Below are 25,262 nucleotides of genomic sequence, written 5' to 3' on the forward strand. Positions count from 1 at the left end.
GAGAGAGAAGGCGGCGCGCGGTGAGCACCCCACCCGGTGACGACATGCTCGGCCGAGGACTGCGGCTGCTGACGGTGCTGGCCGATCTGCCGGCCGGCGCGGGTGTCAGCGCGATCGCCCGTCAGGCGCAGCTCCCGGTCAGCAGTGCGCACCGACTGCTGGGCCGACTGGCCGCCGAGGGGTTCGTGGCGTACGACGAGGACGCCCGGCGTTACGCCCTCGGCGTGCGGGTCCTCGAACTGGCCCGGGGCTTCCAGCGCACCGAGGCGGGCTGGGCCGGCGCGTCGGCCCCGCTGCGCCGGCTCGCCTCGCGTACCGGGCTGCCCGCGATCGCCGGCGTGCTGGACGACAACGAGGTACTGCTCGTCCTCACCGCCGAGGGAACCCAGCACCTCCAGCTGCGCAGCGCCGAGGGGACCCGTAACCTCTGGCACGCCACCTCGCTCGGCAAGGCCCTCGCCGCCGCACTCCCCGACGAGGATCGCGAGAAGCTGCTCGCCGAGGGGCTGTCGGCCGCCACGCCCCGGACCTGCGTCGACGCCGCGGAACTGCGCGAACAGCTGGTGCAGGTGCGGGCGCGCGGCTGGGCGGAGGTGGACGAGGAGAACGAGATAGGAGTCCGCTCGGTCGCCGTGAACGTCCCGGACATGGGCCGGGGCGGCCGCCCCCGGCTGGCGGTCTCACTGGGCGCCGTCGTCGCGCTCACCTCGCAGCAGGAACTCCGGGCGCATGTGCCCGCCCTGCACGCCTGCGCTTCGGACATCGCCGCCCGGCTGGGGTGACGCCCGGCCGGGGTGACGCCCGGCCGGGGTGACGCCGCTTCAGCTGCCGGGGGTCACGAACTCCGGCTGATCAAGCAACCGCAGCCACGTGCCGTCCGGCTGCCTGCGTACCACCTGCGCCCGGGCGCCGGCACGGTCCTTCGGCGGGGTCGAGGTGAGCGCGATGTCCCCGCTGATCAGCGTCGGCAGCGGGGGTTCCGGCTCGAAGCGCACCTGCTGCCCGGACAGTGCCTTCGCCCAGAAGGCCCGAATCGCCTCACGGCCCACCGTCTGGCTCCCGGGCGGGTACGCCATGACGGCGTTCTCCTCGTACAGCGCGGCGATGCCGTCCGCGTCGCCCGCGTTGGCGCGTTCGACGAAAAGCCGGGTGAGGTCTTCCGGTTTCCGGGCCTTCTCGTTCTGCGACACGCTGTGTCCTTCGCTTCCGACGGCGGACGGGACCAACACGCTAAGCCATCAGGTCCTTCGGGTCGCGGCCGCGACACAGGCCATCAGCTCGGCGTCCAGCAGGGAGGGGTCACCGAGCCGGGTCGGGGCGGCGTAGGAGTTGAGCACCGCCTTGGTGACGCGCAGGGCGGCCTCCGGGCGGCGGACGATCGGTCGGGTCCAGGCGGCGACCGCCTCGTCGAGATCGCCTGGGGGCACGACACGCTGCAGGACCGACAGCTCGCAGGCTTCGGCTGCGTCGAAGGCCCGGCCGGTCAGGATGAGTTCGCGGGCGCGGGCCGCGCCGACCTCATGGATCAGGCGCGGGAGGACACCGCCCCAGGCGGTGGGCAGTCCGAGTGCCAGCTCCGGCAGCCGGAAGGCGGCGGTATCGGCGCCGACCCGCAGGTCACAGGCGAGAGCCAGGGCCAGCCCCGCGCCGATGACTTTGCCGTGCACGGCAGCGACGGTCACGGCGTGGTTGCCGGAGATGGCCTCGCACACCCGGCGGGCCTTGTCGCCCGAGATGCGGATGCCGCGCCCGGTGGGGTCCTCGTCGAGCCAGTCGGCGAACTCGGTCCGGTCGCCGCCCAGACAGAAGTCGTCTCCGGCAGCGCTCAGTACCAGTACCCGGACATCGGGATCCGGCACGGTCAGGATCTCCAGCAGGTCGTTCAGCATGGCGTCGGTGACCGCGTTGCCGTTCGCCGGGTCGTTCAGTTCCACCCGCAGGACGGCGCCCTCCCGCGTGCAGCGCACTGTGCCGGCCCTTCGGCCCTGCGGGTGCAGGTAACCGGGGAGCGAGACCTTCATATGGTCACGCTCAGCGAGGTGACTCGCCTGAAGACCATGCGAGCGGCGTATGCGGGGCGCGAAACGGCGCGCAGCGTGGGGAAGCGGCGCAGGAGTTGGGTGAGCATGGTGCGGGTCTCCAGACGAGCGAGGGCTGCGCCCAGGCAGTAGTGCGCGCCGCCTCCGAAGGTGAGGTGGTTTCCGGCGCGGAGGATGTCGAAGCTGTGCGGGTCCGGGTTGCGCCGTGGATCGTGGTTCGCCGCCCCGTACATGACGTGGACCATGGCGTCTTTGGCGATCTGGACACCCGCCAGTTCGGTGTCGGCGGCCGCGACCCGGGTGTTGATGTGTATGGGCGGATCATATCGAAGAGCCTCTTCGATGGCGGCTTCGATGTGCTCGGGCCGCTCCCGCAGCCAGTTCCACCGGCCGGGCTCCTTCAGTAACTGCCAGACCACCGCCGACAGCAGGGTCGCGGTGGTCTCCAGTGAGGCGATGGTGACGAACATCGTGAGCCGGTACAGGGTTTCGTCCGCTGCTTCGCGGTCCGGCTCGAGTGCGTCCCAGGTACGTATCCAGCCGCTCAGTACGTCGTCCCCCGGCGCGGCCCGGCGTCTCCGTATCAGGTCGGTGAAATACGTCCGCAGCAGGACGGTCGCCTCGGCGGAGACGCCGAGTTGACTCTTGGTCGGCAGCAACTCCTGGGCGTAGACCTGGTTGTGGGTGATCGCCAGGATGCCGGGATAGTCGTCGGACGGGATTCCGAGCCACGATCCGACGGTGCTGATGGGGAGCTGTTCACTGACGACTTCGGCGAAATCGGCGCTTCCGCCGCGTAGTTCGCCGGCCAGCTCGTCGAGGAGCCGGCTGACGTCCCGCTCGACGTGCGGGGTCAGCCGCTGAATGGTCGAGCGGTCGAAGAGGGTACCCAGGCTGCGCCGTTGGCGGGTGTGCTCGGGAGCGTTGAGACGGGAGAGCGTTTTGGTCATCTCGCGGGTGGCCGGCGCTTCCCAGCGCTCCGTATGCGCCTGCCGCTCCTGCCAGGCGAAGTCCGGAGCCAGCCAGTCGCGGCCGCGGAGCACCTGGCTGCAGGCATCGAAGCCGGTGACGAAGTACGCACCCCAGGGCGCCGGGACGACGTCGCCCATGGCCCTCAGCTCGGCGAGGAGCGGATACGGATCGGCCTGCCCTGCCGGTGAGTTCAGACGCCGGAGCAGGGAGACGAGGGCGCGGCGATCGACGGGCGTTCGGTCAAGGTCACACAGAGTACTCACGCAGAGTTCCTTGCCCTGGGCTCCTGGTTATCGCCCAGAACCTACCCCTCCGCATATCTGTGGCATGCGCGGATCCCTGTTGCCCATGTCACAGAAGAGATGCTCGATACGGGGGTTGCGGATGGTGCCGTTGTTACGGACGTGGCCACCGCGGCGGCGCCGCGGTGGCTGCCCTGTCACCCGCGGAACACGTCCAGGAAGGAACTCCACCAGCCCTTGGTCTTCTTCTGCGGCTCCTCCGGAGCGGCCTGCGCCGCGGAAGACGCACCGGGGGCGGCGGCCGGCAGCGACGACGGGGACTGCGGAGCCGCCGCGGAGCGCCGCGCGGCGCTCGGGGTGAAGTGGACCGGCAGGGAGACCAGCGCGCGGTGGAAGGGGCCGGGCCGCCACTCCGCTTCCGCGGCGGGCCGGGCAAGGGTGACGTCCGGCAGTACATTCAGAATCTTCTCGATCGCGGTGAGGGCGATGAGCTGGGCGGGTGACTTCGCCGGGCAGACATGGGGGCCCGCACCCCAGGCGAGGTGGGCGCCCTTGCTCAGAGTCCGGCGTGCGTCGGTGAGAGCGGGATCGCTGTTCGCGGCCGCGAAACTGATGAGTACCGGGCTGCCCGCCCGGAGCACCATGCCGCCCAGTTCGACATCCCGGACCGGGTAGTGCGTCGCGTAGTTGGCGATGGGGGCGTTGTCCCACAGCACTTCGTTGAGGGCGTCCTCGACCAGCATCCCCGGGCCGCCGCGGATCGATCCCGGCTCGTCGCCGGACAGCATGAGGAGCAGCGCGTTGGCGATGAGATTGCGCTCCGGCTCGACGCCCGCGCCCATCAGCATGACCAGCTGATCCTTGAGTTCCTCGTCGCGCAGGCCCGCGGGGTGCTGGATGAGCCAGGACGTGATGTCTTCCCCGGGCTGCCGCCGCTTCAGCGCGACGAGCTCCATCAGGCAGGCCGTGAGCTCGGCGTTGGCCCGCAGCACGTCCTCGCCGTCGAAGATCGCGGACATGTGGCGGGTCAGCCGGTCACCGATATCGCTGGGGCAGCCGAAGAGCTGGTTGAAGAGCAGCAGCGGCAGGAGCTTGGCGTAGTCGTTGAGCAGGTCGGCGCTGCCGCGTTCGATGAACTGGTCGATCAGGTAGTCGCCGATGCGCTCGACGTCCCGGCTCAGCCGGCTGGAGTTGAGCCGGGCGAGACTCTCGGTGACGGCCTTGCGCAGGCGCAGATGCTCGGTGCCGTCGGTGAACAGGCAGTTGGGACGGTAGGCCATCATCGGCAGCACCGGGCTGTCGAGCGGTACCTTTCCCTCCTGCAGGGCGTTCCACCGCCGGGAGTCGCGCGCGAAGAGGGCCGGATTCTGCAGGACGCGAAGTGCGGCTTCGTGCTGCACCACCAGCGTGGCGGCCACCCCCGGCGCCAGTTCGATCGGCGCGGCGGGACCGTGCGCCCTGAACTCGTCGTAGACGCGGTGCGGATCGGATGCGAACTCCGCCCCGTAGAGCGAGGTCTGCTGCCGCTCCTGGTGCATCGGACACCCAGTGGGGGCGTTGTATGGAGTGGCTCTCGGCTGAGAGTCCATGTGTGCTTCCTCTGTGTGATCGCGGTCCGTGCGGGCCACGGGCGGTGGACGGCGGAAGGGAACGGGGTCAGGCCACCCGGGCGAGAAGGTGCCTGACCAGGGTGATCAGTGTCTGTGCGGACGAATTCCGGTCCCGGGCGTCGCAGTACACGACGGGGGTGTCCGGCAGCAGGTCGAGGGCCTCACGCAGTTCCTCCTCCGCGTGCCGGGTGTGCGGGTCGAAACTGTTGACCGCGACGGCGTATTCGAGGCCGTACTTCTCGACCAGGTCGATGACCGGGAAGGTGTCCGCGAGACGGGCCGGGTCGACGAGGAGCAGCGCGCCGAGCGAACCGCGCGCCATGTCCTCCCAGAGCTCGACGAAGCGCTGCTGGCCGGGTGTGCCGAAGAGGTACAGCACCAGCTCTTCGCTCAGTGTCAGACGGCCGAAGTCCAGTGCGACCGTGGTGGTTTCCTTGCCCGGAGCTCCCCGGAGGTCGTCGATGTCGGCGGCGGCCTGCGTCATCCGCTCCTCGGTGCGCAGCGGAGTGATCTCGGAGAGGGTGCCGATCAGCGTCGTCTTGCCCACGGCGAAGTGTCCGACGACGAGGATCTTCACCGCGCGCTGCACCGCGTCCGGTACATAGATGCTTTCGATCGGACGGGCCTCAGCCGAACCGGGCATGGAGTCCATGCAACACCTCCTCGAGGATCTTCCTGTCAACCAGCTGGGCGGGGGGCGGGACCTTGCGGCGCATTAAGTGGCCCTGGTCGGCCAGATCCTGCAGCAGGAGCCGCACCACGCCGACGGGGAGTTCGAGTCGGCCGGCGACTTCGGCCACCGACAGATAGCCGCCGGAACACAGGTCCCAGATCGCCTGGATCTCGGGGCTCGGGTTCCGGTAGGGCTGCCGGTCGGGTGCGATGGTGACCAGCGTGACGAGGGTGAGGTCGTCCGCGTCCGGCAGGCCGCGGCCGCCGGTGATCACGTACGACCGGACGAACCCGCTGTTGACCGGCCGCTCCTCCCCCGACGCCGTCACGTGCTGCTTCCCGCACTCTGGCGCGGAGGTGTGGTCATCGCCTTTCCGAGGGCGCTGACCAGCTGCTGCATCCGGAAGGACATGGCCTCCATGTCCACCTCGGCCGCCGCGGCGGCCGCGAGGTAGGCGCCGCTGCCGGCCGCGATCAGGAAGATCCAGCCGCCCTCGTACTCGAGGAGCGTCTGCCGCCACCGTCCGGGGGTCTGCTTGCCCACGAAGGGGGCGACGGCCCGGCTCAGTGACTGCATCGAGCTCATGGCGGCGGCGACGGTCTCCGCGTCGTCCCTGCCGATGTCGTCGGAGCTGGCCAGCAGGAGGCCGTCGGCGGAGACGAGGATCGCGTGTTGCGCGCCGGGTACCTGGAGTACGTCGTTGAGCACCCAGGACAGATCGGGGTTCACTGGCTCTCAGGTCCTTCCATGGTCGTCATGTCACGCCCCGACCGGGTGCCGCGCTGGAAGGCACCCAATCGGGAAGCGGTCGCCTCGTTGCTCGGCACCGGCTCGGAATCGGCTGACGGCACCACCGACACGGGGCTCTGGCGACGACGTTTCGGCAGGCCGCCGGCGGTGGTGTCGTGCACCACGGGCTGCGGGGCCGGGGCGGCCGGCTGTGCGGCGGGGGGAAACAGCGGAGTGGGGGCCGGGGCGGCCGGCTGCGGCTGCGGCGCGGCGGCCTCGTAGGTGTTGCCGGCTGCGGGCGACGGGGGCACGTCGCCGGTCAGAAGCTCATCGGGCAGGAGAACCACCGCGCGCACGCCTCCATAGGGGGATACCGAGTCGACCGAAACCTTGAACCCGTAACGGGCTGCCAGCACGCCGGAGACGGCGAATCCGAAGCGTGGCGGAATACCCAGGCTGGAGACGCTGATGGCGGCCTGCGGGGCGAGCAGTTCCGCCGCGCGGTCCTTCTCCTCCTGGGCCATGCCGAGGCCGGCGTCGTCGACGATGAGGCAGACGCCCTTGGGGACCGCCTGGATGTTGATCTCCACCGGGGTCCCGGGAGCGGAGTAGTTGGTCGCGTTGGCCAACAGCTCGGCGAGAACCACCGCCACGGGTTCCACGGCTCGGCTGACGACCGAGAAGTTCACCTGCCCGTTGATCCGTACCCGGTCGAACTGCCGGATACGGCCCTGAGCACTGCGGGCCACATCGAAGGCCGATGCCACGGTCTCCCGGCGTCCGAGCCAGCCACCGCAGAGCACCGCGATACCTTGCGCACGCCGCCCGAACTGGCTGTTGGTGTGATCGATGGCCATCAGGTCGGCGAGGATCCGCGGGTCGTCGCCGTACTTGGTCTGCGCCTTCTCGATGACCACTTGCTGCTCGTCCGCGAGGCCCTGCAGGGTGCGCACCGCGGCCTTCAGGACTGCCTTGGTCTCCTCCTCGGCGTCCTTGCGGACTTCGGCCAGTTCAAAGGACTGACGCTTCGTCAGGTCAGAGTTGACGGCATGGAGTTCGTCCCGGTGCCGCAGCAGCGTCTCGCGCTCCCGCTGCAGTTGGTCATTCTGCCTGCGCAGCCCGGCGTTGGTCGTGCGAGCCCGCAGAACGGCGCCCACTGCGGCCAGTGCGATCAGCGCAACGACAACCAGCGCCCAGGCGACGAGGCTGTGGGGAAATGTCATGAGACTCACTTCAAGTGCCATGGCTATGGATACGGCTCGGTACCCGCTCGGCCTGCCGCACGTACCGTGGCTGGAAGTGCCGCGGTGCGGGCATGGCCGGGAGGGCCACTCCAGGAGTGGAACTGCGGAATGCATCCCTCCGGAATGCCCCCGCACGCCGTCAGCCCAACTGGAAGTCAGATGATCTTACCATTGGGTGGAAGGCCAATCCCCGTTCCCTACTGGCCGGTTACACCGAATTGGGAGCCCACGGCCCCATCCACACAATGTGAAGATATGGTGGTGGTCGCGACCCCTGCCGTACACATAACGGCGCCGGGCGCCGCGGACGGAGACAGCTGCAGCAGGATGGCGGTGTTGGGGCGCGGAAGAGAGAGGGTGAGCTGTCCTTCGACGGGATCCCACGTCGCGGTGGCGCCCGCGGAACGTACGGATAGAGCACCGAGGGACGCAGGTGCGCGCCGCGCAGATGGGAGAGGACAAGGTGCGGCTGCCGTTGTCGCCTCCCGTCGCGCCGGCCTCGGCCTCCCGTCTCCAGACGGTGAGATACGACGAGGTCGAAGCGGTCCTCACTCATCCGGTCGAGGAACCCGGACGCGGCCTCCGGCGCCACGGGCGCCGGCGCGCCGGCCCTGACGGCGGGCGACACCGCCGTCTTCGACGTATACGCCCCACCGACGGCTACTACACCGTCCACACCGACTACTCATCCACCGGCGCCGGCACCCTCGCTCTGGACGGCGCAACCGCCGTCGCGGCCGGCAACGCGGGCGCACACCGAGGCTGAGCCATCGTCTCCGCGCCGGTCCACCGGGCCGGCGCGGTGCGCGTCCCTCGCCCGTGCGGCCGTCCGGCGTATCGAGGCATGTCTCGATGACCAGCGGGTACACAGCGCCGGAGCATGACATCCCTGAGCGCCGCACGGCCGAGCGGAGGAGGTACGCGTGGGCCCCTCGTCCCGGGAGCCGTCCGAGTCGCCCACCGGTTCCACCGGCCCGACCGACCCCTCGGTGGCTCGCGGCCCCGGAGGAGGCCGGGGCCGCGACGACCCGGAGCCCGACCCGCACCGTTGGCAGGCGCTCGCCGTCTGTCTCATGGCGGGTTTCATGACGCTGCTCGACGTCTCCATCGTCAACGTCGCCCTGCCGTCGATCCGCGAAGGGCTCGGCGCCCGCGAAGCCCAGTTGCAGTGGGTGCTGTCCGGTTACGCCCTCGCCTTCGGTCTGTTGCTGATTCCGGCGGGGCGGATGGGCGACGCCCGGGGCAGACGCGCGGTCTTCATGACGGGGCTGGCCCTGTTCACGCTGGCTTCGGCGGCCTGCGGCGCGGCCCAGTCGAGTACCTGGCTGGTGGTGGCGCGGGTGGCACAGGGACTGGCCGGCGGCCTCGTCTCACCGCAGATCTCCGCGCTGATCCAACAGATGTTCTCCGGCGCTGAGCGCGGTCGCGCGTTCGGGATGTTCGGCACCGTGGTAGGCATCTCGACCGCCGTCGGTCCCGTGCTGGGCGGCCTGCTCATCCAGGTCGGCGGGGCGCAGGAGGGCTGGCGATGGGTCTTCTACGTGAACCTGCCGCTGGGCGTCGTCTGTCTGTACCTGGCCCGTCGGCTCCTGCCGGACACCCCCTCGGCCGGCCGGGTGACGCTGCGCAAGCTCGATCCGGTGGGGGTTCTCCTGCTCGGCTTCGGGGTGCTCGCCCTCCTGCTGCCCTTCGTGCAGGCGCAGCAGTGGCGCGGCAGTCTCAAGTGGCTGCTGCTACTGCTCGCGGCGGTCCTGCTCGGGGCGTTCGTCGCGTGGGAGCACCGCTGGGGGGCGCGCGGCCGGGATCCCGTACTCCACCTCTCGCTCTTCCGGGTGCGGAGCTATTCGGCCGGCTGCCTGCTGATTCTGCTGTACTTCGCCGGTTTCACCTCGATCTTCTTCATCAGCACCCTCTACCTGCAGAGCGGCCTGCACTACAGCGCCTTGCTGGCCGGCCTCTCCGTCACCCCCTTCGCCCTGGGTTCCGGCTTCGCGGCGGCGGTCGGCGGCCGGCTCGTGGCGCGGTTCGGGCGTCCGCTGGTGGCCGCCGGGCTGACCATGGTCGCCGTCGGACTCGGCGGGACCGCGCTGGCCGTTCACCTGGTGCCGGGCAAGGGGGCCGGCTGGGCGATGGCCCTGCCGTTGCTCTTCGCCGGCCTGGGCAGCGGCCTGGTCATCGCCCCCAACCAGACCCTGACCCTCTCCCGGGTGCCCGTGGCGTCGGCCGGAAGTGCCGGCGGGACCCTGCAGACGGGACAGCGGGTGGGGTCCGCCATCGGCATCGCCGCCGTCGGGTCGGTGTTCTTCGCGCAGGTTGCCGGGGCGGGCTGGGCCGTCGCGTACGACCACGGCCTCATCGTGTCCATCGCCTTCGTGGTCGCCGCCCTGCTGGTCGCCCTCGTCGACGTCCGCGTCCGGCACCACACGGATCCGGCCGGCAGCCCTCTCGGCTGAAGCGCCGGGCCGAACACCGGTTGGCGCACAGACGGTTCACAGTCGAGCTTGAAAGTTGAAGCACATCGCTCGAGCGGTTAGTTTGAACTTTCAAGTTCAGCGGACGGACGCCGCTCAGCGCAGCGTGGCACCGGCCGCCCCCACGCGAGGAGACCCCACGTGACCTCAGGAACGATCCTGTCCCGCCCGGCCGCCACCCCCGGCACGCAGGCAGCATCCCCCCGCGCGCACGACGCAGGGCTGCTGGTGCTGCGCCTGGCGCTCGGCCTCACCATGGCCGCCCACGGCGCCCAGAAGCTCTTCGGCTGGTTCGGCGGTGGCGGCATCGACGGAACCGGACAGTTCTTCGCCGCCTCCGGCTACCCCTCCCCGCACGCGTTCGCGGTCGTCGCCGGACTGACCGAGACGCTCGGTGGGCTCGGCCTCGCCCTCGGCCTGCTCACCCCGCTCGCCGGTGCGGGGCTGCTCGGCACCCTTGTCAACGCGATCGCGGTGAAGTGGGGCGGCGGCTTCTTCGCCCCGGCCGGCATCGAGTACGAGCTGTTCCTCGCCCTGGCTGCGCTGGCCGTCACCCTCACCGGCCCGGGCGCGTTCGCGGCGGACCGGCTGCTGCCGGGCCTGCGCGCGCACCGCTTCTCCTACGGCGTCGCCGCGGCCGCCCTCGGCGTGGTCGTGGCCGGCGCCACCTTGTCGCTGCGCAACTGATACCGGCGCCTGCGGCCGGCCCGCACCAGCCCGACGCGGGCCGGCCGTCATGTGAGGAGGTCGGCCGGTGCCGGCCGTGAAAAGGTCATCGCCGGGGCGCCCTCGGTCGGGGCCCTGTGCTGTCTCCCGGTTCCCGCGCAACCGACTGGAGAGCCTCGCTACGCAGTCACCCGCACCGGCCGCCGGAGCAGATACGCGGCCGCGGCCGAGACCAGGACGGCCATGCAGGCGATGAACACCAGACCCGCTCCCTCCAGACCGATCGGGCCCGTCAGCACCCCCACACCGATCACCGGTACCGAGATCCCCACGTACGCCACCACGAACAGCGCCGAGATCACCGCCGCGCGCCGGTCCGCGGGCGACGCCGCGGCCACCGCGGAAAGCGCCCCACGGAACGCGAGGCCCTGTCCGACCCCGCCGGCCAGCGCGCTGAGCACGATCAGGGGCAACAGGTCCCACCACAAGGCGCCCGCGAGCAGCGCGAGGCCGGCGAAGAGCCCGGCGCAGCCGAGTGGCAGGGACCGCGCCACCCCGACCCGGCCGGCCACCAGTTGCCCGGCGATCGAGGCGAAGAAGGCCAGCGCGACGACCAGTCCGCTCAGGGCTCGGTTGTCCACGTGCAGGGACTGCGCCAGGAACGCCGGACTGACCGCGGTGAAGACGCCGAACAGTGCGAACCCGACGAACGCGGCGGTCGCCGCGGGCACGAACACCGCGCGCACCTCGGTGGGCAGAGCGGTCCCCTGTGGCCGCACGGAAACCAGCGGCCGCCGCTCCCGTACGGTCTCCGGAAGCCACAGCAGCACGCCCACCGAGCCGGCCACCAGGGCGAGGTGCACGGCGAACGGCAGGTACAGCGGCCACGCCGCATACTGCGCGAGCAGGCCGGCGAGCAGCGGGCCGCAGCCCAGCCCGCCCATGTTGGCGGCCGTCGCCACGAACGTGGCCCTCGAACTGCCGCCGGGCGGCGCCAGTTCCATCACGTACGCCGTGGCGGCCCCGGTGAACAGGCCGGCGGACAGGCCCGACAGCAGACGCCCGACATACAGCCACCCCAGCCCGTCGGCGCCCAGGAAACAGCCGGCGCTCGCCGCCGCGAATCCCAGGCCCCACAGCAGTACCGGCCGCCTGCCCACTGCGTCCGATGCATTGCCCACAGCCAGCAGCACGCCGATGACCGCGAAGGCGTACACGGCGTACACGACGGTCACCGTCAGCTCGGAGAACCCGAACTTCTCCTGGTACAGGCTGTAGAGCGGGGTCGGCAGCGTGGTGCCGGCCATGCACACGGCGAACACCGCCCCGATCAGAAAGCAGCGGCGCCACCCTCGGCGATCTCCATCCATGCCCCGACGCTATCCCTGCCCGCTCCCCGTGCCGGACAGCGCACTGCTCATGTGACGGCCTGCGGCCCGGTGTCTCCGGGGAGAACGCGGCACACTCCGATTTGCTTGGTCGACGGGCGCGCCCCAAGGGAACGGTTCGAAGCTCTCCAACAACTGGACCGTCACCATGACCCGCTACCGACATGGTCCATGACGGCCCCGTCCACCGGGCGGGACGTCCACGTCCACCCGCACCGTGAGCCGGCATCTCCAAACTGTGCAGATCCACTCCGGGGATGGCGGGTTTCCTGACCACGCCTTGCGTGGACCACCCGAGCTGAAATAGCTAATTGCTGCATGAACCTTTTCAGCCGCAACCCCTCAGCCCGACGCGTGGCGGCATCCACCGCTTCCGCAGCCGCCCAGGGTGTTGCTGCGCCCCATGGTGCCGCCCTGCCGGACCCCGCCATGGCGGCGCTCACCGGAGAGTGGATCGTCGACCCGGCACACAGCAGGATCGGATTCTCCGTACGACACGCCATGGTGACGACGGTGCGCGGTGCTTTCACCGAGTACGAGAGCCGCCTCTACTTCGACGGCCACAACCCAGCTCGCTCCCAGGCCAGGCTCGCTCTGTCCACCGCCAGTGTCGACACGGGCGTGGAGCAACGAGACGCCCATCTGATCGGCCGTGACTTCCTCAACGCCGCGAAATACCCCCGGCTGACCTTCAACAGCACCGCCGTGCAGATCGCGGAGCCGGACGTCTTCCGCATGATCGGCGATCTCACCATCAGGGACACCACCCGCTCCGTCGTACTGGAACTCACCTACATCGGTCACGTCACCGACCCGTTCGGGTACGAGCGTGTCGGCTTCGACGGCACGACCACCATCAACCGTTCCGACTGGGGGCTGACGTACAACGCCCGGCTGGCCGAGGGCGGAGCCATGGTGAGCGAGAAGGTGCGCCTTCAGTTCGACATCGCCGCCATCCGCACCGCCGGCGCCGAGTGATCAACCCCTCCCGGGCGCGCCTCAGGAGTTCAGGTCGCCGTCCTTCACGGCGGACACGAACGACGACCAGCCGTCCGTCGTGAAGGTCAGCACGGGTCCGTACGGATTCTTGCTGTCCCGCACGGGGACGACGGTGACCAGGTCGTCGGAGACCTCGATGCATTCACCGCCGTCCGAGTTGCTGTACGAGCTTTTGCGCCAGGAAGCTGCGCTCAGGTCGAGGGATCGCACCGTACTTACGTGAAGCGTCACGTTCTCCCGCTCGCCAAGCTCCGCCAGGTAGTCCAACTGCCGCCGCCAGCTCCGCCCGCTCGGTGGGCCGTGAGTGGGATGCGGATCCCGCCCGCGTACGGCCGATCTGCCCGGCCGAGTTACCGAGCGCCCGCGTCGCCGAGACCAACGCCCGCAGCCGCACCGGCCTCGGGCTCGGCGGTGTGCGGGAGCCACCACGATCCCGGACCTGAGACAGCACGAGCCGACCGGGGTCGTATAATAACTTGCTAGGTACAAGCAATAATGTGAACGTGGAGGCGGGAGACATGGGCAAGGGGACGGTCCATGACCGCGCGGCGGCGGCGTTCCCGGTCACCGGCAGCGCCAGTGCCGAGGAGGCCGCGGCCGGGCTCGGGAGCCAGATCGTGCGGTTCTCCCGGCTGCTCACAACCCGCAGACGCCGGGCCAAGCTCGAGCAGGGCGCCGGCGAGCGAGTGCTGCTGGCCCGGCTGGTGCTCGACGGCGAGCAGCGAGCCACCGACCTGGCGGCGGACACCTTCCTGGACCTCTCGACCGTCAGCCGTCAGGTGCGGTTGATGGTGGAGCGCGGTCTGGTCGAGCGCCGCCCGGATCCGGAGGACCGGCGTGGTGCCTTGCTGCGCGCGACCGAGGCCGGAAAAACTGCGTTCGGGGCCTACCGGCGGCAGCGCGACGCGGAGCTGGCGGAACTCCTCAGGCCATGGCCCCCGGAGGACCGGTACCAGCTCATCCGGCTGATGGCCCGCCTCAACGACGACCTGGCAGAGCATGAACACGCGCGTCACTGCTCGGGGAACCCCTCCGAAGCGGTGGCGAAGCAGGGAGCAAGCAAGAATGAGTGAGGCCGTGTCCGCACCACGCGGAGACACCGAGACACAAGCAATACCCACCAGCCCGGGGGGCCTGAGCCACCGGCAGATCCTGACCATCCTGAGCGGCCTCATGCTGGGCATGTTCCTGGCCGCGCTCGACCAGACGATCGTCTCCACCTCGATCCGCACCATCGCGGACGATCTGCATGGCCTGAGCCAGCAGGCGTGGGCGACGACGGCCTATCTGATCACGTCGACGATCGCCACGCCGCTGTACGGCAAGCTGTCCGACCTGCACGGACGCAAGCCGTACTTCCTGGCCGCGATCAGCGTATTCATCGTCGGCTCGGTGTTGTGCACCTTCTCGACCTCGATGACCGAACTGGCCTCCTTCCGCGCCCTGCAGGGCATCGGCGCAGGCGGCCTGATGTCGCTGGCCCTGGCGATCATCGGCGACATCGTGCCGCCCCGCGAGCGAGCCCGTTATCAGGGCTACATGCTGGCCACCTTCGCCACCTCCAGCGTCGCGGGACCGTTGATCGGCGGCTTCCTGGCCGGACAGACCAGCATTCTGGGCGTCACCGGCTGGCGCTGGGTCTTCCTGGTCAACGTCCCGATCGGCATCATCGCGCTGTTCGTCGTGGCCAAGGTCCTCAATATCCCGCACACCCGCCGCGACCGCCGTATCGACTGGTGGGGCGCGCTCACCATCGCGATCGGCGTGGTGCCGCTGCTGCTCGTCGCCGAGCAGGGCCGCGAATGGGGCTGGGGCTCGACGCAGTCGCTGACCTGCTACGGCGTCGGGGTGCTGGGCATCCTCGCCTGGATCCTGGTGGAACGCCGGACGGGCGACGACGCGCTGATCCCGATGCGCCTGTTCCGCAACTCGATCTTCAGCAAGACCAGTCTGCTGTCCGTGCTCATCGGTGCGGGCATGTTCGGCGGGATGCTCATGATCCCGCAGTACCTGCAGATCGTGAAGGGCGCCAGTCCCACCCGGTCCGGCCTCGAAATGCTGCCGCTGATGCTCGGCATGATCATTGCTTCGGTGGTGACCGGTCAGCTGACCGCGAAGACCGGCCGCTACAAGATCTTCCCGACCATCGGCACCGCCCTGATGGTCGTGGCGCTGCTGCTGTTCCACTACAAGGTCCAGTGGGACACGCCCCTGTGGGAAACCATGGCCTTCATGCTCGTCTTCGGGCTGGGGCTGGGCGGTTGCATGCAGACGCTGGTCCTCGCCGTGCAGAACGCCGTGCCGCCCCAGGACATGGGCGTGGCGACCGCATCGTCCACGTTCTTCCGCCAGATGGGTGCCACGGCCGGTACCGCGATCTTCCTCTCCGTGCTGTTCAGCGATGTCGGGGACAAGATCGCTTCGGCGTTCAGGTCGGCTACGCAGACCACGCAGTTCCAAGCCGCACTGCACGATCCCAACGTCCTGTCGAACCCGGCCAACAAGCCGGTACTCGACATGCTGCACCACCCCGGCGGGAGCGGCGGGCCGAGCGTGCTGAGCGACTCCTCGTTCATCCAGCAGCTGGACCCGCGCTTGGCGGAGCCCTTCAAGCAGGGCTTCGCCGACTCCATGCACCTGGTGTTCCTGATCGCCGCGGGAGTGGTCGCGCTCGCCTTCCTGATGGTCCTGTGGACCAAGGAGGTCCCGCTGCGCAACCTGTCGGGCCTGCAGGCCCGCGCCGCCGAGGAGGAAGGCGCATCGAGCGCCGACGCCGCGGCAGCCCCCGAACCCGTCCCGGCCACCGCGTCCGAGCACCCGACGGCGCCCCCTTACGACACGGCCGCGACAGCCGGGACCACCACGGTGGACGCCTCGGTCGCGGGCGTCGGGGGATACATCCGCGACGGCGACGGCTCGCCCGTCCCCCAGGCCGTGGTCACCCTGATCGACCTGCGCGGGCGACAGCTCGGCCGCACGACGACAGGGCCGGACGGCCGGTACTTCGTCGCGGCGCCCGCCGACGGGACGTATGTCCTGATCGGCTCCGGGGGCACGCGGCAGCCGCAGGCGACGACGGTGACGGTCGGTGACGGCCCCATCGAGTTCGACCTGATGCTCAGCGGCGCCGTGGGGCTCGCCGGCACGGTCCTGGCGACGCCCGGCGACCGGCCGGTGCCGGGTGCCCTCGTCATCGCGACCGACGTGCGCGGTGAGGTCGTCGCCTCCGGCACTGCCGACGAGGCCGGCGACTTCGGCTTCGACGACCTGGTGCCCGGCAGCTACACCCTGGCGGTGAGCGCCGCCGGGCACCGGCCGACGGCCATGCCGGTGGAGGTCGTCAGCGGCTCCACCAACCGCTACGAGGCACGGCTCCACCCCGGCGCCCGGATCCACGGCACCATCCGCGACAGCGCGGGCCGGCCACTGGACGACGCCCGGGTCACGCTGCTCGACGCCGCCGGCAACACCGTCGGGTCGACCGTCACGGTCGCGGACGGTGTGTACACGTTCAACGACCTCGACACCGGCCCCTACACGGTGGTGGCCAGCGGTTATGCACCCATCGCCATTCCGCTGGTGGTGGACCGCGAGGGCGGGCACGACGTCGACCTGGACCTGAGCCACTGAGGCGTCCCGGGAGGCCGTGGTGTGAGACACAGGTGTCGCACCACGGCCTCCCGTGCGTCTGCCGCGTCGGGAGGCGAAGGGTGTACCGGCCTCACCCGGTTGGCGAAGCAGGCAGCGCGCCGACCAGCAAGTACGGGGCGAGCAGAGCGCGCGCGACGGCCGTCCGAAGGACACTGTGGGCATGGACGACCTCAACCCGCCGGGAGCACCATCCCACCGGTTTCCCGCACGGCCGGAGAGTGTGGCACTGGCTCGGCGGTTCGTGCGGGCCGCTCTGGACGGTGTCGCGCCAGAGGTGGTGGACACGGCTCAGCTTCTGGTCAGCGAGCTGGTGACCAATGCGGTGTTGCATGCGTGCACTGAGGTTGAGGTGTCGGCTTGGTCCCTTGACGGCAGGGTTTGTGTGCGGGTCACTGATCACCAGCCGGGCCGCGGATTGAGGCCGCAGCAGAACCATCCGTACTCCGGTACGGGATACGGCTTGGACCTGGTCGAGCAGTTGTCATCCCGCCACGGGGTCGATACCGGCGAAGAGTGCAAGACGGTGTGGTTCGAAATATGGCCCGCCGGACCTGTATCACCGCCATCCGGATGGGAGACCGCCATGTCGCCCTCCGGCCCCACCGGCACCGTGGTGCTGATCGACCTGCCGCGCGCGCTTTACTCGACATCCCAGCAGCACTGGCACACGCTGCTGCGCGAGCTCACGCTTGCCGCATCCGCCGGACACCGGTTCGGTGTGCCGCCGGAGGATCTTGTCACCGCTCACGCCGTGAACCATGTGATCAGCGCTTCTGTGACGGCCGCGCTGGAGAAGCAGCCTTCCGACGCTGATTCGCGCTCCCTGCTCCTACCGGTGACGGCGGATGCCACGCTGGCCGTGCTCACCTTGCGCCGAGTGCTCGATCTGGCCGAAGATGCGGCCCGGGATGAGCGTCTTCTCACCCGGCCGGCTCTTCCACAGAGCCGCGCCTTCCGCCAATGGCTGTTCGACCAGATCGTCAGCCAACTCGCCGGAGGACCCATCACTGCGTGGACGATGGCCCCCCGCGAGTCGGTCTCCAGCTCCTCGGAGCTGGAGCCGTGGGACCCCACCCACGTGCAGGCCAGCCGGGTCCCGACCGTCGCCGCCGACGACGGGAACCGGATCGTCGCAGCCAACAGGGCGGCGGCAGAGATGCTCGGCTGGCAGGCAGACGATCTCGTCGGTCGGCGGCTCACCACACTCATCCCGGAGCATTTGCGGAAACGGCATATGGCGGCGTTCGACTCCCTGCTGCTCACCGGCCAGCACCGCATCCTGGGCCACTCGGTGCCGCTTCCGGCGCTGCACCGTGACGGCCGAGTGGTGCCCGTCCGCCTGTTCATCGAGACCCAGGAGACGACCGACGGCCGTACCGTGTTCGTCGCCCAGCTGACCCCCCGGACGACTGCATCCGCCTCCTCTCCACCCACTCCCGGAAGAGGCTTGCACGGGGGGCTGCAGAAGCCGATCGGACTGTCTCCGCCGGCCGCTCCGCAACGCGACAAAAGGACAAGCGGTGCCGAAGTGGGCGGCATGTCGGCACTTGAGCGGCTCTCCCTGCTGGCCGACACCGCAGACGTACTGAGCAGCGCCCCGGACCTGGATGAGGCGCTGCAGCGAGTGGGCCGGGCCCTGACTCAACGGCTGGCCGACTGGTGCGCGGTGGATCTGCTCGATGAGCACGGCCAGCTGGACCGGGTCTGCGTCGTCCCCCGCGATCCCATGGGGCTGATTCCCGCATCCTACGAGGGCAGGCTCCCCCCGGTATCCGAGGCCGCGCGCGGGCCGTTGGCCCGGGTGCTGCGCGGTGCGGGCCCACTGCTGCTCACTGAGCCCGCACCGCCAAGCCAGGCCGAGAGCCCACTGGACGCCCGCCACCTGGAACTGTTCGAGCAACTGGGTGGAAGCAGCGCAGTAGTCGCCCCGCTGAGGGCCCGCCGAAAACTCTTCGGTGCCCTGACCGTGACCCGCATCAGCGGTGGGCTGCCGTTCACCGAAGAGGATCTGTCGCTGGTCGACGGCCTGGTCCGCAGCATCGCCATGGGAGTGGACAGCGCCCGCCTGTACCACGAGACCCGGAACATCGCCGAACGCCTCCAGCACACCCTGCTGCCCGTGCTGCCGGACATCGAACACCTGCAGCTGGCCGCCCGCTACGTGCCCTCATCCACCACCGCAGAGGTCGGCGGCGACTGGTACGACTGTTTCAGCCTGCCCAGCGGCGAAACCGCACTGGTCATCGGTGACGTCACCGGGCATGACCTCGATGCGGCCGTCACCATGAGTCAGCTGCGAAGTATGCTGCGCGGCATCGCCATCGACCGCCAAGAGCCTCCCGGAGAGGTGCTGCGCCGCCTGGATATGGCCAACCACAGCTTGTTCCGAGAGGCCACCGCCACCTGCATCTATGCCGTCATCAAGAACCCCCGGGCTGGCTCCTGGAAGCTGGAACACTCCTCCGCCGGGCATCTGCCACCGCTACTGACCACCGAGGAAGGCGACACCCACTACCTCGAGGAAGGCGCGGGCCTACTGCTCGGCATGGACCCCGAACTGCCGCGCCCCGAGGCCAGAGATCGACTCCCGGCCGGCTCGACCGTGCTGTTGTACACCGACGGCCTCATCGAACACCGCGGCGAATCTCTCGACCACGGCATGGCCCTGCTCCGCCGTCACACCGCCGCTCTGGCACGCGAACCCCTCAACGTGTTCTGCGACGAACTCCTCATCAGACTGGGCGCCGACAACGCCGACGACATCGCCATCCTCGCCGTCCGTCCTACGCCGCCTTCCCCGGCAACAGCGGGGCCTGTCTGCCGGGACGCCCAGGGGGTCAGTCGGCGTGGCGGCACCTGACGAACGAGAGGGCCTGGCCCTGTTGGCCGTTGGTCCCGGTGTCGGTCCGGTGGGCCTGCGCGAGGAGCTTTCTGCAGGTGTCCTGGGCCGCCGCGCCGGGGCAGTCGTTCTCGAGTCGCTGCTCGCACACGGCTTGCGGGTCGGCGTGCTCGGCCGGCTGCGGCGGGCTGGATGACAGTGCGGCCCCCTGCCCAGGTGTGAGCAGGGGGCCGCAACGGCCTGCAGGAAAGACGGAGTTACTCTCGCCTGCCGAGTGACTGCCAAGCGTCGGTGCTCAGATCGCCGGGGCCGGGTAGGTCGGGTACTCCACGCCGGAGACGTACTGGACGACGCGGATGACCTGGCAGGAGTAGCCGAACTCGTTGTCGTACCAGAGGTAGAGGATCGCGTTGTCGCCCTCGACCTTGGTGGCGCCGGCGTCGACGATCGAGGCATGCCGCGAGCCGATGAAGTCGCTCGAGACGGCGTCCGGGGCGCTGGTGAAGTCGATCTGACGCTTGAGCGGCGAGGACAGCGACACCTTGCGGAGGTAGTCGAGGACCTCTTCGCGGGTCGCCTCGCGCCCGAGCCGCAGGCTCAGGATCGCGATGGAGACGTCCGGCACCGGGACCCGGATCGAGCTGCCGGTGATCCTCGCGTCGAGGTCGGGCAGCGCCTTGGCGACCGCGGAGGCGGCGCCGGTCTCGGTGATGACCATGTTGAGCGGCGCCGAGCGGCCGCGGCGGTCGCCCACGTGGTAGTTGTCCAGCAGGTTCTGGTCGTTGGTGAACGAATGGATGGTCTCCACGTGACCGCGCAGGACACCGTACTCGTCCGCCATGGCCTTCAGCGGCGGGACGATCGCGTTGGTGGTGCAGGAAGCGCAGGACAGGATCTGCTCGTCCGGCTTGATCATGTCGTGATTGACGCCATGGACGACGTTGGGGACGTCACCCTTGCCCGGAGCGGTCAGGACGACCTTGTCGATGCCCGGGCGGAGGTGCTGCGAGAGGCCCTCGCGGTCGCGCCACTTGCCCGTGTTGTCGATGAGGATGGCGTTCTTGATGCCGTACGCCGTGTAGTCCACCGAGGTCGGGGCGTCGGAGTAGATCACCTTGATCTCGTTGCCGTTGGCGATGATGGTGCTGTTCGCCTCGTCGACGGTGATGGTGCCCTGGAACTGGCCGTGTATGGAGTCGCGGCGCAGCAGCGAGGCGCGCTTGACGATGTCCGAGCCGTCCTTGGCCGCGCCACCCCGGCGGACGACGATGGCGCGCAGCCTCAGGCCGTTGCCGGAGCCGGCCTTCTCGATGAGCAGGCGGGCGACGAGGCGGCCGATGCGGCCGAAGCCGTAGAGGACGACGTCGCGAGGTTCGCGCCGCTCGATCTTGTCGGCGCCGGTGGCGCCCGCGACGGCCTCGGCGGTGAAGTCCTCCACCGACAGACCGCGGTCGTCGGTCTTGTACGTCGCGGCGAGCATGCCGAGGTCGATCTGCGAAGGGCCGAGATCGAGGGTGGTGAGGGCGTGCAGGAACGGCAGCGTCTCGGTGACGGAAAGCTCCTCACCGGCGATCTGCCGGGCGAACCGGTGCGTCTTGAGGATGCTGACCACCGACTTGTTCACCAGGGAGCGGCTGTGCAGCAGGACTGTGACGTCCCGCTCCCGGTGCAGCTTCCCGATGATGGGGATCATCGACTCCGCGATTTCCTCGCGGGTCTTCCAATTGGTGAACGAGTCGTCCTTGACAGTCACAGGATTATCTTTCGAGCTAGGCGGTGCTCATATGCTATCGGGCACCTCCCCAGGCCCTTCCGGCAGGCCCGCACGGCAGCCGGCCCGGCCGCCGTCCAGGCCCTCTTCCGAACCTGGACGGCGCCGTACACACCCTCACTACGTACGCCGTCGACCTGACCGTGATGTTGGAACCGCAGGCCCAACTGATCTGCGAGGCGGTAGCCCGGATGGCAGCAAGCGGCGTGCATGGCCCAGCCCCCGTCCAACCTGCGAACGCCGCTCGCCGGACGCCCGTCAGGCGGTGACCTGGGGTTGTGCGGGGTTCAGATAGTGCACGCCGGTCTGCTCGGCGCGGAGGGAGAGCAGCCCCTGCAGTTCCTTCGCAGCGGTCTCGAGGAAGTGCCCGTCGCGGGTGGCGTGGAGGGTTTAGAGGGTGCAGACCACGTGTGTGGAGTCCTCGGTGACGCGGGTGCGGTGGGCGTCGCGGTGGTTCCAACCGCGACACCGGCCGTCACCCGCCGGCGGCCCACCCCGGGACCGTCGGCAGCACCTTTTCAGCGACGCGGAGCAGTACCGCGTCGTCCGGCACCCGGCCGTCCGTACGCCACAGCGTCACATCAAAGGAGCCGCCGCTGTCCTTTGCATCCTGAGCCACGGCAAGGGCGCTGGCCGGGACACCGGGCCTGCTGTCGCTGTCGCCGCCGTCGAAGCGGAAGGTGATCTTCGTGGTGCGGTCGGGGTAGAGGACCGCCGGGCGGCCCAGAACCTTCTGCTGCCGCGCGCCGTACCCCAGAAGTGCGGCTGACCCGTCCACCGGAAGACGGTCGTAGGTGGCCGACAGCGTCACCGTGTAGGTCCCGAACTCGACCCGCGCAGAGGGAGTAGCGATCTCCTGGTCACCGAATGTGAGGGACCCGCCGCTGCCGTCGGCGATCTTCGCGATCTCCCCCGGTGTGCCCAGCAGTTCAGCAAGGTCGGGACGGTTCAGCGCCTCGCACAGCTGAGCCCCGGAGACCCCTCGATCCGCTTTCTCCGCCTCCCCGCCCGAGCACGTGGCCGGCGACGGGTCACCGTCCGAGGACGACGTGCCCCCGAGAGCCCATGTACCGACTCCGAGCGCGCCTACCAGAGCCACGGCCGCGACGGCCTGCCTCCACGCGCCCGCCTTCGTGAGCACGTCTGTTTCGTCGGCCATGTCCCCCACCTGCTGCGATCCCCCCATACGTGCCCGGGTACCTTAACCCGCGATCAGGCTGTGCTCCGTGCCGTCGTCCGCTCTCCGCCCACCGCCCTCCGCCCGAGGGGGAACCCATCGCCTCCCCGCGGGACTTCGACCGCACACGAGGAAGAGCCGGGGGCGACCAGGCCGGCGACATGCCAAGATGATGTTCTGCCCATCACTCACCACGGCTCGTCCGGCGGCGAGATGCGGATCCAGGACGGAGCCAGGCATCATGACCTCCCCCAGCAGCGGCGCCCACCCTTTCGCGATCGACACGAGCAAGCCCCACCCGGCCCGGATGTACGACTACTTCCTCGGCGGGAAGGACAACTACCCGGTCGACCAGGAGGCCGCCGAGCAGTTCATGAAGGTGGCCCCGGAGGTGCGCGCGGGCGTCCGCGCCAACCGGCACTTCATGCACCGCGCTGTCCGGCACGTCGTCGCCGAGGGCGGCATCCGGCAGATACTCGACGTGGGCACCGGCCTGCCCACCGAGCCCAACGTCCACCAGATCGCGCACGCCATCGCCCCCGAGACCCGCATCGCCTACGTCGACAACGATCCGATCGTCAGCGCCCACTCGATGGCCCTCCTGGACGGCACCGGCACCTCCGTCGTCCTCGCCGACCTGAGCGACCCGCGCGCCGTCCTCGACCACCCCGACGTCCGTAGGGTCATCGACTTCGACCAGCCGGTGGCACTGCTGCTGGTGGCCGTCATGCACTTCATCCCCGACGACCGGGACCCGGACGGCATCGTCGCCGCCCTCCGCGACGCGCTGCCCACCGGCTCCTACCTGGTCCTGTCCCACGCGACCGGTGACATCCACGAGGACCACCGCGAGGACGCGGCCGCCGTCTACAACAGCGCCACCGCCACCCTGAACCTCCGCCCGCACGCCCGGGTACGGGATTTCTTCGGTGACTTCTCCCTGATCGAACCCGGCCTCGTCCAGGTCCCCGACTGGCACCCCGACGAGCCCACGCAGCGCGACGCCGCGCCGATCGGCATCTACGGCGGAGTGGCCCGTAAGGACGGCTGACGGGCCGCTTCGCGATGCCCGCGGATCCTGGCCGACCTGCGAATAAGGAGCGGATGGCGCGATCTGTGGGGCGTGTGTCGTTGACGCCACATGTTCTCCCCGCGCACCGTTGAGGGGTGACTCAGCCTTCCCGCATCGCCTTCGTGATCTTCGACGGCTTCCAGCCACTCGACCTGGTCGGCCCGTACGAGGTGTTCCAGTACGCCACCGGTCTCGGGGGCGCCTACCTCTGCGAAGTCGTGGCGCCCCGCTCCGGAGGCGTGCGGTCGAACAGCGGGCTGCTCGTGCACGCCGACCGCTCGGTGACCGACCCGGCCCCGGACGGTGTGGACACGCTCGTCGTGGCCGGCGGCAAAGGCGTGGACCAGGCCCGCGGCGACGCGACGCTGGTCGGGTGGATCGCCGAAGCGGCGGCCGGCGCCCGGCGGGTGGCCTCGGTCTGCAGCGGTGTCTTCCTGCTGGCGGCCGCCGGGTTGCTGGACGGGCGCCGCGTCACGACCCACTGGGCCCGGGAACGCCAACTGACCGAGGAACACCCGGAGATACACGCTGACTGCGCTCCGATCTTCATCCGCGACGGGCACGTCTGGACCTCCGCCGGGGTCACCGCCGGCATGGACCTGGCGCTGGCACTGGTGGAGGACGACCTGGGCCGGGACGTCGCGCACGCCGTCGCCCGTGAACTGGTCCTTTTCCTGCGCCGCCCGGGAAACCAGGCCCAGTTCAGCGTCGCCATGGCGGCACGTCAGCCGGCCAGCGACCCGGTCCGGGCCGCCGTCTCCGCCATCCACGCGGACCCCGGCGCCCGGCACACCATTACCGACCTCGCCACGCACGCCGCCCTCAGCCAACGCCACCTCCAACGCCGCTTCACCGCCGAACTCGGCGTCCCGCCGGCCGCGTACGTCGAACAGGTCCGCGTGGAGGCAGCGCAGCGCTCCCTCGCCGAGGGCGACGAACCGGTCGAATCGATCGCGCGGCGCCACGGCTTCGCCACCGCCGAGACGCTGCGCCGCACATTCCACCGAAGGCTCGGCGTAGCCCCATCCGACTACCGGGCCCGATTCCGCTCAACCAACTATTGACACAGAGGGAGTTCGCATGACCGTCTACGGACTGCTCGTCTTCGACGATGCCGAGGAACTGGACTTCGTAGGGCCGTGGGAGGTCTTCGGCGCATCCGCCCTGCTGCGCGACGGCGCCGACCGTGTGGTGCTCGTCGCCGAACGCTCCGGCCCCGTGCGCTGTGCCAAGGGCTTGCGCGTACTGCCCGACCACACCCTGGACGACCACCCTCCGCTGGACGTTCTGCTCGTGCCCGGCGGACGGGGCGCACGCGAGATCGAGGTGCACAATCCGCCGGTGACCGACTGGATCGCCAAGACCGCCGACCGTGCCGACTGGGTGCACGGCGTGTGCACCGGTGCCTTCCTGCTGCACGCCGCAGGCCCGGCCCGCGGACGCCGGGTCGCCACACACTGGCAGAACGAGGACGCCCTCGAGGAGCGCGGCGACGTCACCGTCGTACGCGATGCCCGCTACGTGGTCGACGGCAACCTCCTCACCAGCCAGGGGGTGTCGGCCGGCATCGACAGCGCGCTGTGGCTCGTCGGCCGCCTCCACGGCCGCGACCACGCACGCGCCGTCAGCCGCGCCATCCAGTACGACCCGGCTCCGCCGTACCTGGCCGACGAGCCGCTCTAGGCCCACTTGTACGGCCGTCGTACGGGCCGGTACCCG

Annotated in this window: 23 protein-coding genes and 1 pseudogene; 11 read left to right on the forward strand and 13 right to left on the reverse strand. The window is 69.9% G+C overall.

From position 1 onward, the window contains the following. The first annotated feature begins 20 nt into the window (after positions 1-20). The gene (locus AB0436_RS18810) at positions 21-782 is read left to right on the forward strand and encodes an IclR family transcriptional regulator (RefSeq protein ID WP_366469007.1); all 762 of its coding nucleotides are present in this window, start codon (positions 21-23) and stop codon (positions 780-782) included. Positions 783-821: 39 nt separating this feature from the next. On the opposite strand, the gene AB0436_RS18815 is transcribed toward AB0436_RS18810, so the two are convergent. The 8 genes from AB0436_RS18815 to AB0436_RS18850 form a co-directional block, all read right to left on the reverse strand. Further along, positions 822-1,190 carry a nuclear transport factor 2 family protein gene (locus tag AB0436_RS18815; protein ID WP_366469008.1) on the reverse strand — a complete coding sequence of 123 codons (369 nt, stop codon included), beginning with the start codon at positions 1,188-1,190 and terminating at the stop codon, positions 822-824. A gap of 48 nt (positions 1,191-1,238) precedes the next feature. Next, positions 1,239-2,021 (reverse strand): enoyl-CoA hydratase/isomerase family protein, encoded by a 783-nt coding sequence (locus AB0436_RS18820; protein ID WP_366469009.1) that lies wholly within the window; start codon positions 2,019-2,021, stop codon positions 1,239-1,241. Beyond that, positions 2,018-3,148, reverse strand: a complete 1,131-nt coding sequence (locus AB0436_RS18825) for a cytochrome P450 (RefSeq protein WP_366469117.1) — start codon at positions 3,146-3,148, stop codon at positions 2,018-2,020. The genes AB0436_RS18820 and AB0436_RS18825 overlap by 4 nt, the downstream gene beginning before the upstream one ends. A gap of 302 nt (positions 3,149-3,450) precedes the next feature. Next, the gene (locus tag AB0436_RS18830) at positions 3,451-4,842 is read right to left on the reverse strand and encodes a cytochrome P450 (protein ID WP_366469010.1); all 1,392 of its coding nucleotides are present in this window, start codon (positions 4,840-4,842) and stop codon (positions 3,451-3,453) included. Between the two features lie 67 nt (positions 4,843-4,909). Next, a complete protein-coding gene (locus AB0436_RS18835) occupies positions 4,910-5,515 on the reverse strand; it encodes an ATP/GTP-binding protein (protein WP_366469011.1) in 606 nt (201 codons plus the stop codon). After that, positions 5,490-5,864 carry a DUF742 domain-containing protein gene (locus AB0436_RS18840; RefSeq protein ID WP_366469012.1) on the reverse strand — a complete coding sequence of 125 codons (375 nt, stop codon included), beginning with the start codon at positions 5,862-5,864 and terminating at the stop codon, positions 5,490-5,492. Before AB0436_RS18840 ends, AB0436_RS18835 begins: the two co-directional genes overlap by 26 nt. Next, a complete protein-coding gene (locus tag AB0436_RS18845; RefSeq protein WP_365851303.1) occupies positions 5,861-6,265 on the reverse strand; it encodes a roadblock/LC7 domain-containing protein in 405 nt (134 codons plus the stop codon). The genes AB0436_RS18840 and AB0436_RS18845 overlap by 4 nt, the downstream gene beginning before the upstream one ends. Further along, on the reverse strand, positions 6,262-7,488 hold the full coding sequence (locus AB0436_RS18850; RefSeq protein ID WP_366469014.1) for an ATP-binding protein: 1,227 nt from the start codon (positions 7,486-7,488) through the stop codon (positions 6,262-6,264). The genes AB0436_RS18845 and AB0436_RS18850 overlap by 4 nt, the downstream gene beginning before the upstream one ends. Before the next feature lie 454 nt (positions 7,489-7,942). Here AB0436_RS18850 and AB0436_RS18855 point away from each other — a divergent pair, with 454 nt between their 5' ends. The 3 genes from AB0436_RS18855 (at position 7,943) to AB0436_RS18865 (ending at position 10,667) form a co-directional block, all read left to right on the forward strand. Continuing rightward, on the forward strand, positions 7,943-8,275 hold the full coding sequence (locus AB0436_RS18855; RefSeq protein ID WP_366469016.1) for a hypothetical protein: 333 nt from the start codon (positions 7,943-7,945) through the stop codon (positions 8,273-8,275). A 223-nt stretch (positions 8,276-8,498) separates the two neighbouring features. Beyond that, complete coding sequence (locus AB0436_RS18860) at positions 8,499-9,962, forward strand: MFS transporter (protein ID WP_366469118.1); 1,464 nt, start codon at positions 8,499-8,501, stop codon at positions 9,960-9,962. 177 nt (positions 9,963-10,139) lie between these two features. Beyond that, positions 10,140-10,667, forward strand: coding sequence for a DoxX family membrane protein (locus AB0436_RS18865; protein WP_366469119.1), 528 nt, complete (start codon positions 10,140-10,142; stop codon positions 10,665-10,667). A gap of 158 nt (positions 10,668-10,825) precedes the next feature. On the opposite strand, the gene AB0436_RS18870 is transcribed toward AB0436_RS18865, so the two are convergent. Continuing rightward, complete coding sequence (locus AB0436_RS18870) at positions 10,826-12,016, reverse strand: MFS transporter (RefSeq protein ID WP_366469017.1); 1,191 nt, start codon at positions 12,014-12,016, stop codon at positions 10,826-10,828. A 336-nt stretch (positions 12,017-12,352) separates the two neighbouring features. Here AB0436_RS18870 and AB0436_RS18875 point away from each other — a divergent pair, with 336 nt between their 5' ends. Next, positions 12,353-13,012, forward strand: coding sequence for a YceI family protein (locus tag AB0436_RS18875; RefSeq protein ID WP_366469018.1), 660 nt, complete (start codon positions 12,353-12,355; stop codon positions 13,010-13,012). A gap of 21 nt (positions 13,013-13,033) precedes the next feature. Here AB0436_RS18875 and AB0436_RS18880 read toward each other — a convergent pair whose 3' ends face one another. Beyond that, positions 13,034-13,243, reverse strand: a complete 210-nt coding sequence (locus AB0436_RS18880) for a DUF397 domain-containing protein (protein WP_366469020.1) — start codon at positions 13,241-13,243, stop codon at positions 13,034-13,036. Positions 13,244-13,551: 308 nt separating this feature from the next. On the opposite strand from AB0436_RS18880, the gene AB0436_RS18885 reads away from it, so the two are divergent. The 3 genes from AB0436_RS18885 (at position 13,552) to AB0436_RS18895 (ending at position 19,544) form a co-directional block, all read left to right on the forward strand. Further along, complete coding sequence (locus AB0436_RS18885; RefSeq protein ID WP_366469021.1) at positions 13,552-14,106, forward strand: MarR family winged helix-turn-helix transcriptional regulator; 555 nt, start codon at positions 13,552-13,554, stop codon at positions 14,104-14,106. Then, positions 14,099-16,663: an MFS transporter gene (locus AB0436_RS18890; RefSeq protein WP_366469022.1), complete on the forward strand. Its 2,565-nt coding sequence runs from the start codon at positions 14,099-14,101 to the stop codon at positions 16,661-16,663. Before AB0436_RS18885 ends, AB0436_RS18890 begins: the two co-directional genes overlap by 8 nt. Before the next feature lie 181 nt (positions 16,664-16,844). Continuing rightward, positions 16,845-19,544 carry a SpoIIE family protein phosphatase gene (locus AB0436_RS18895; RefSeq protein WP_366469023.1) on the forward strand — a complete coding sequence of 900 codons (2,700 nt, stop codon included), beginning with the start codon at positions 16,845-16,847 and terminating at the stop codon, positions 19,542-19,544. A 274-nt stretch (positions 19,545-19,818) separates the two neighbouring features. On the opposite strand, the gene AB0436_RS18900 is transcribed toward AB0436_RS18895, so the two are convergent. The 3 genes and pseudogenes from AB0436_RS18900 to AB0436_RS18910 all read right to left on the reverse strand — a co-directional run bounded on the left by AB0436_RS18900 (position 19,819) and on the right by AB0436_RS18910 (position 22,453). Then, positions 19,819-21,276, reverse strand: coding sequence for a glyceraldehyde-3-phosphate dehydrogenase (locus AB0436_RS18900; protein ID WP_366469024.1), 1,458 nt, complete (start codon positions 21,274-21,276; stop codon positions 19,819-19,821). A 276-nt stretch (positions 21,277-21,552) separates the two neighbouring features. After that, positions 21,553-21,759, reverse strand: a pseudogene (locus AB0436_RS18905) (hypothetical protein); the annotation flags it as partial. 10 nt (positions 21,760-21,769) lie between these two features. Beyond that, positions 21,770-22,453 (reverse strand): DUF6215 domain-containing protein, encoded by a 684-nt coding sequence (locus AB0436_RS18910; protein WP_366469025.1) that lies wholly within the window; start codon positions 22,451-22,453, stop codon positions 21,770-21,772. Positions 22,454-22,712: 259 nt separating this feature from the next. Here AB0436_RS18910 and AB0436_RS18915 point away from each other — a divergent pair, with 259 nt between their 5' ends. From AB0436_RS18915 to AB0436_RS18925, 3 genes are all read left to right on the forward strand, one after another. After that, positions 22,713-23,522, forward strand: a complete 810-nt coding sequence (locus AB0436_RS18915) for an SAM-dependent methyltransferase (RefSeq protein WP_366469026.1) — start codon at positions 22,713-22,715, stop codon at positions 23,520-23,522. 116 nt (positions 23,523-23,638) lie between these two features. Then, positions 23,639-24,607: a GlxA family transcriptional regulator gene (locus tag AB0436_RS18920; protein WP_366469027.1), complete on the forward strand. Its 969-nt coding sequence runs from the start codon at positions 23,639-23,641 to the stop codon at positions 24,605-24,607. Between the two features lie 16 nt (positions 24,608-24,623). Further along, positions 24,624-25,226: a DJ-1/PfpI family protein gene (locus AB0436_RS18925; protein ID WP_366469028.1), complete on the forward strand. Its 603-nt coding sequence runs from the start codon at positions 24,624-24,626 to the stop codon at positions 25,224-25,226. Positions 25,227-25,262 lie beyond the last annotated feature (36 nt).

The sequence above is a fragment of the Streptomyces sp. NPDC051322 genome (genome assembly GCF_040689485.1).
Classification (GTDB): Bacteria; Actinomycetota; Actinomycetes; order Streptomycetales; family Streptomycetaceae; genus Streptomyces.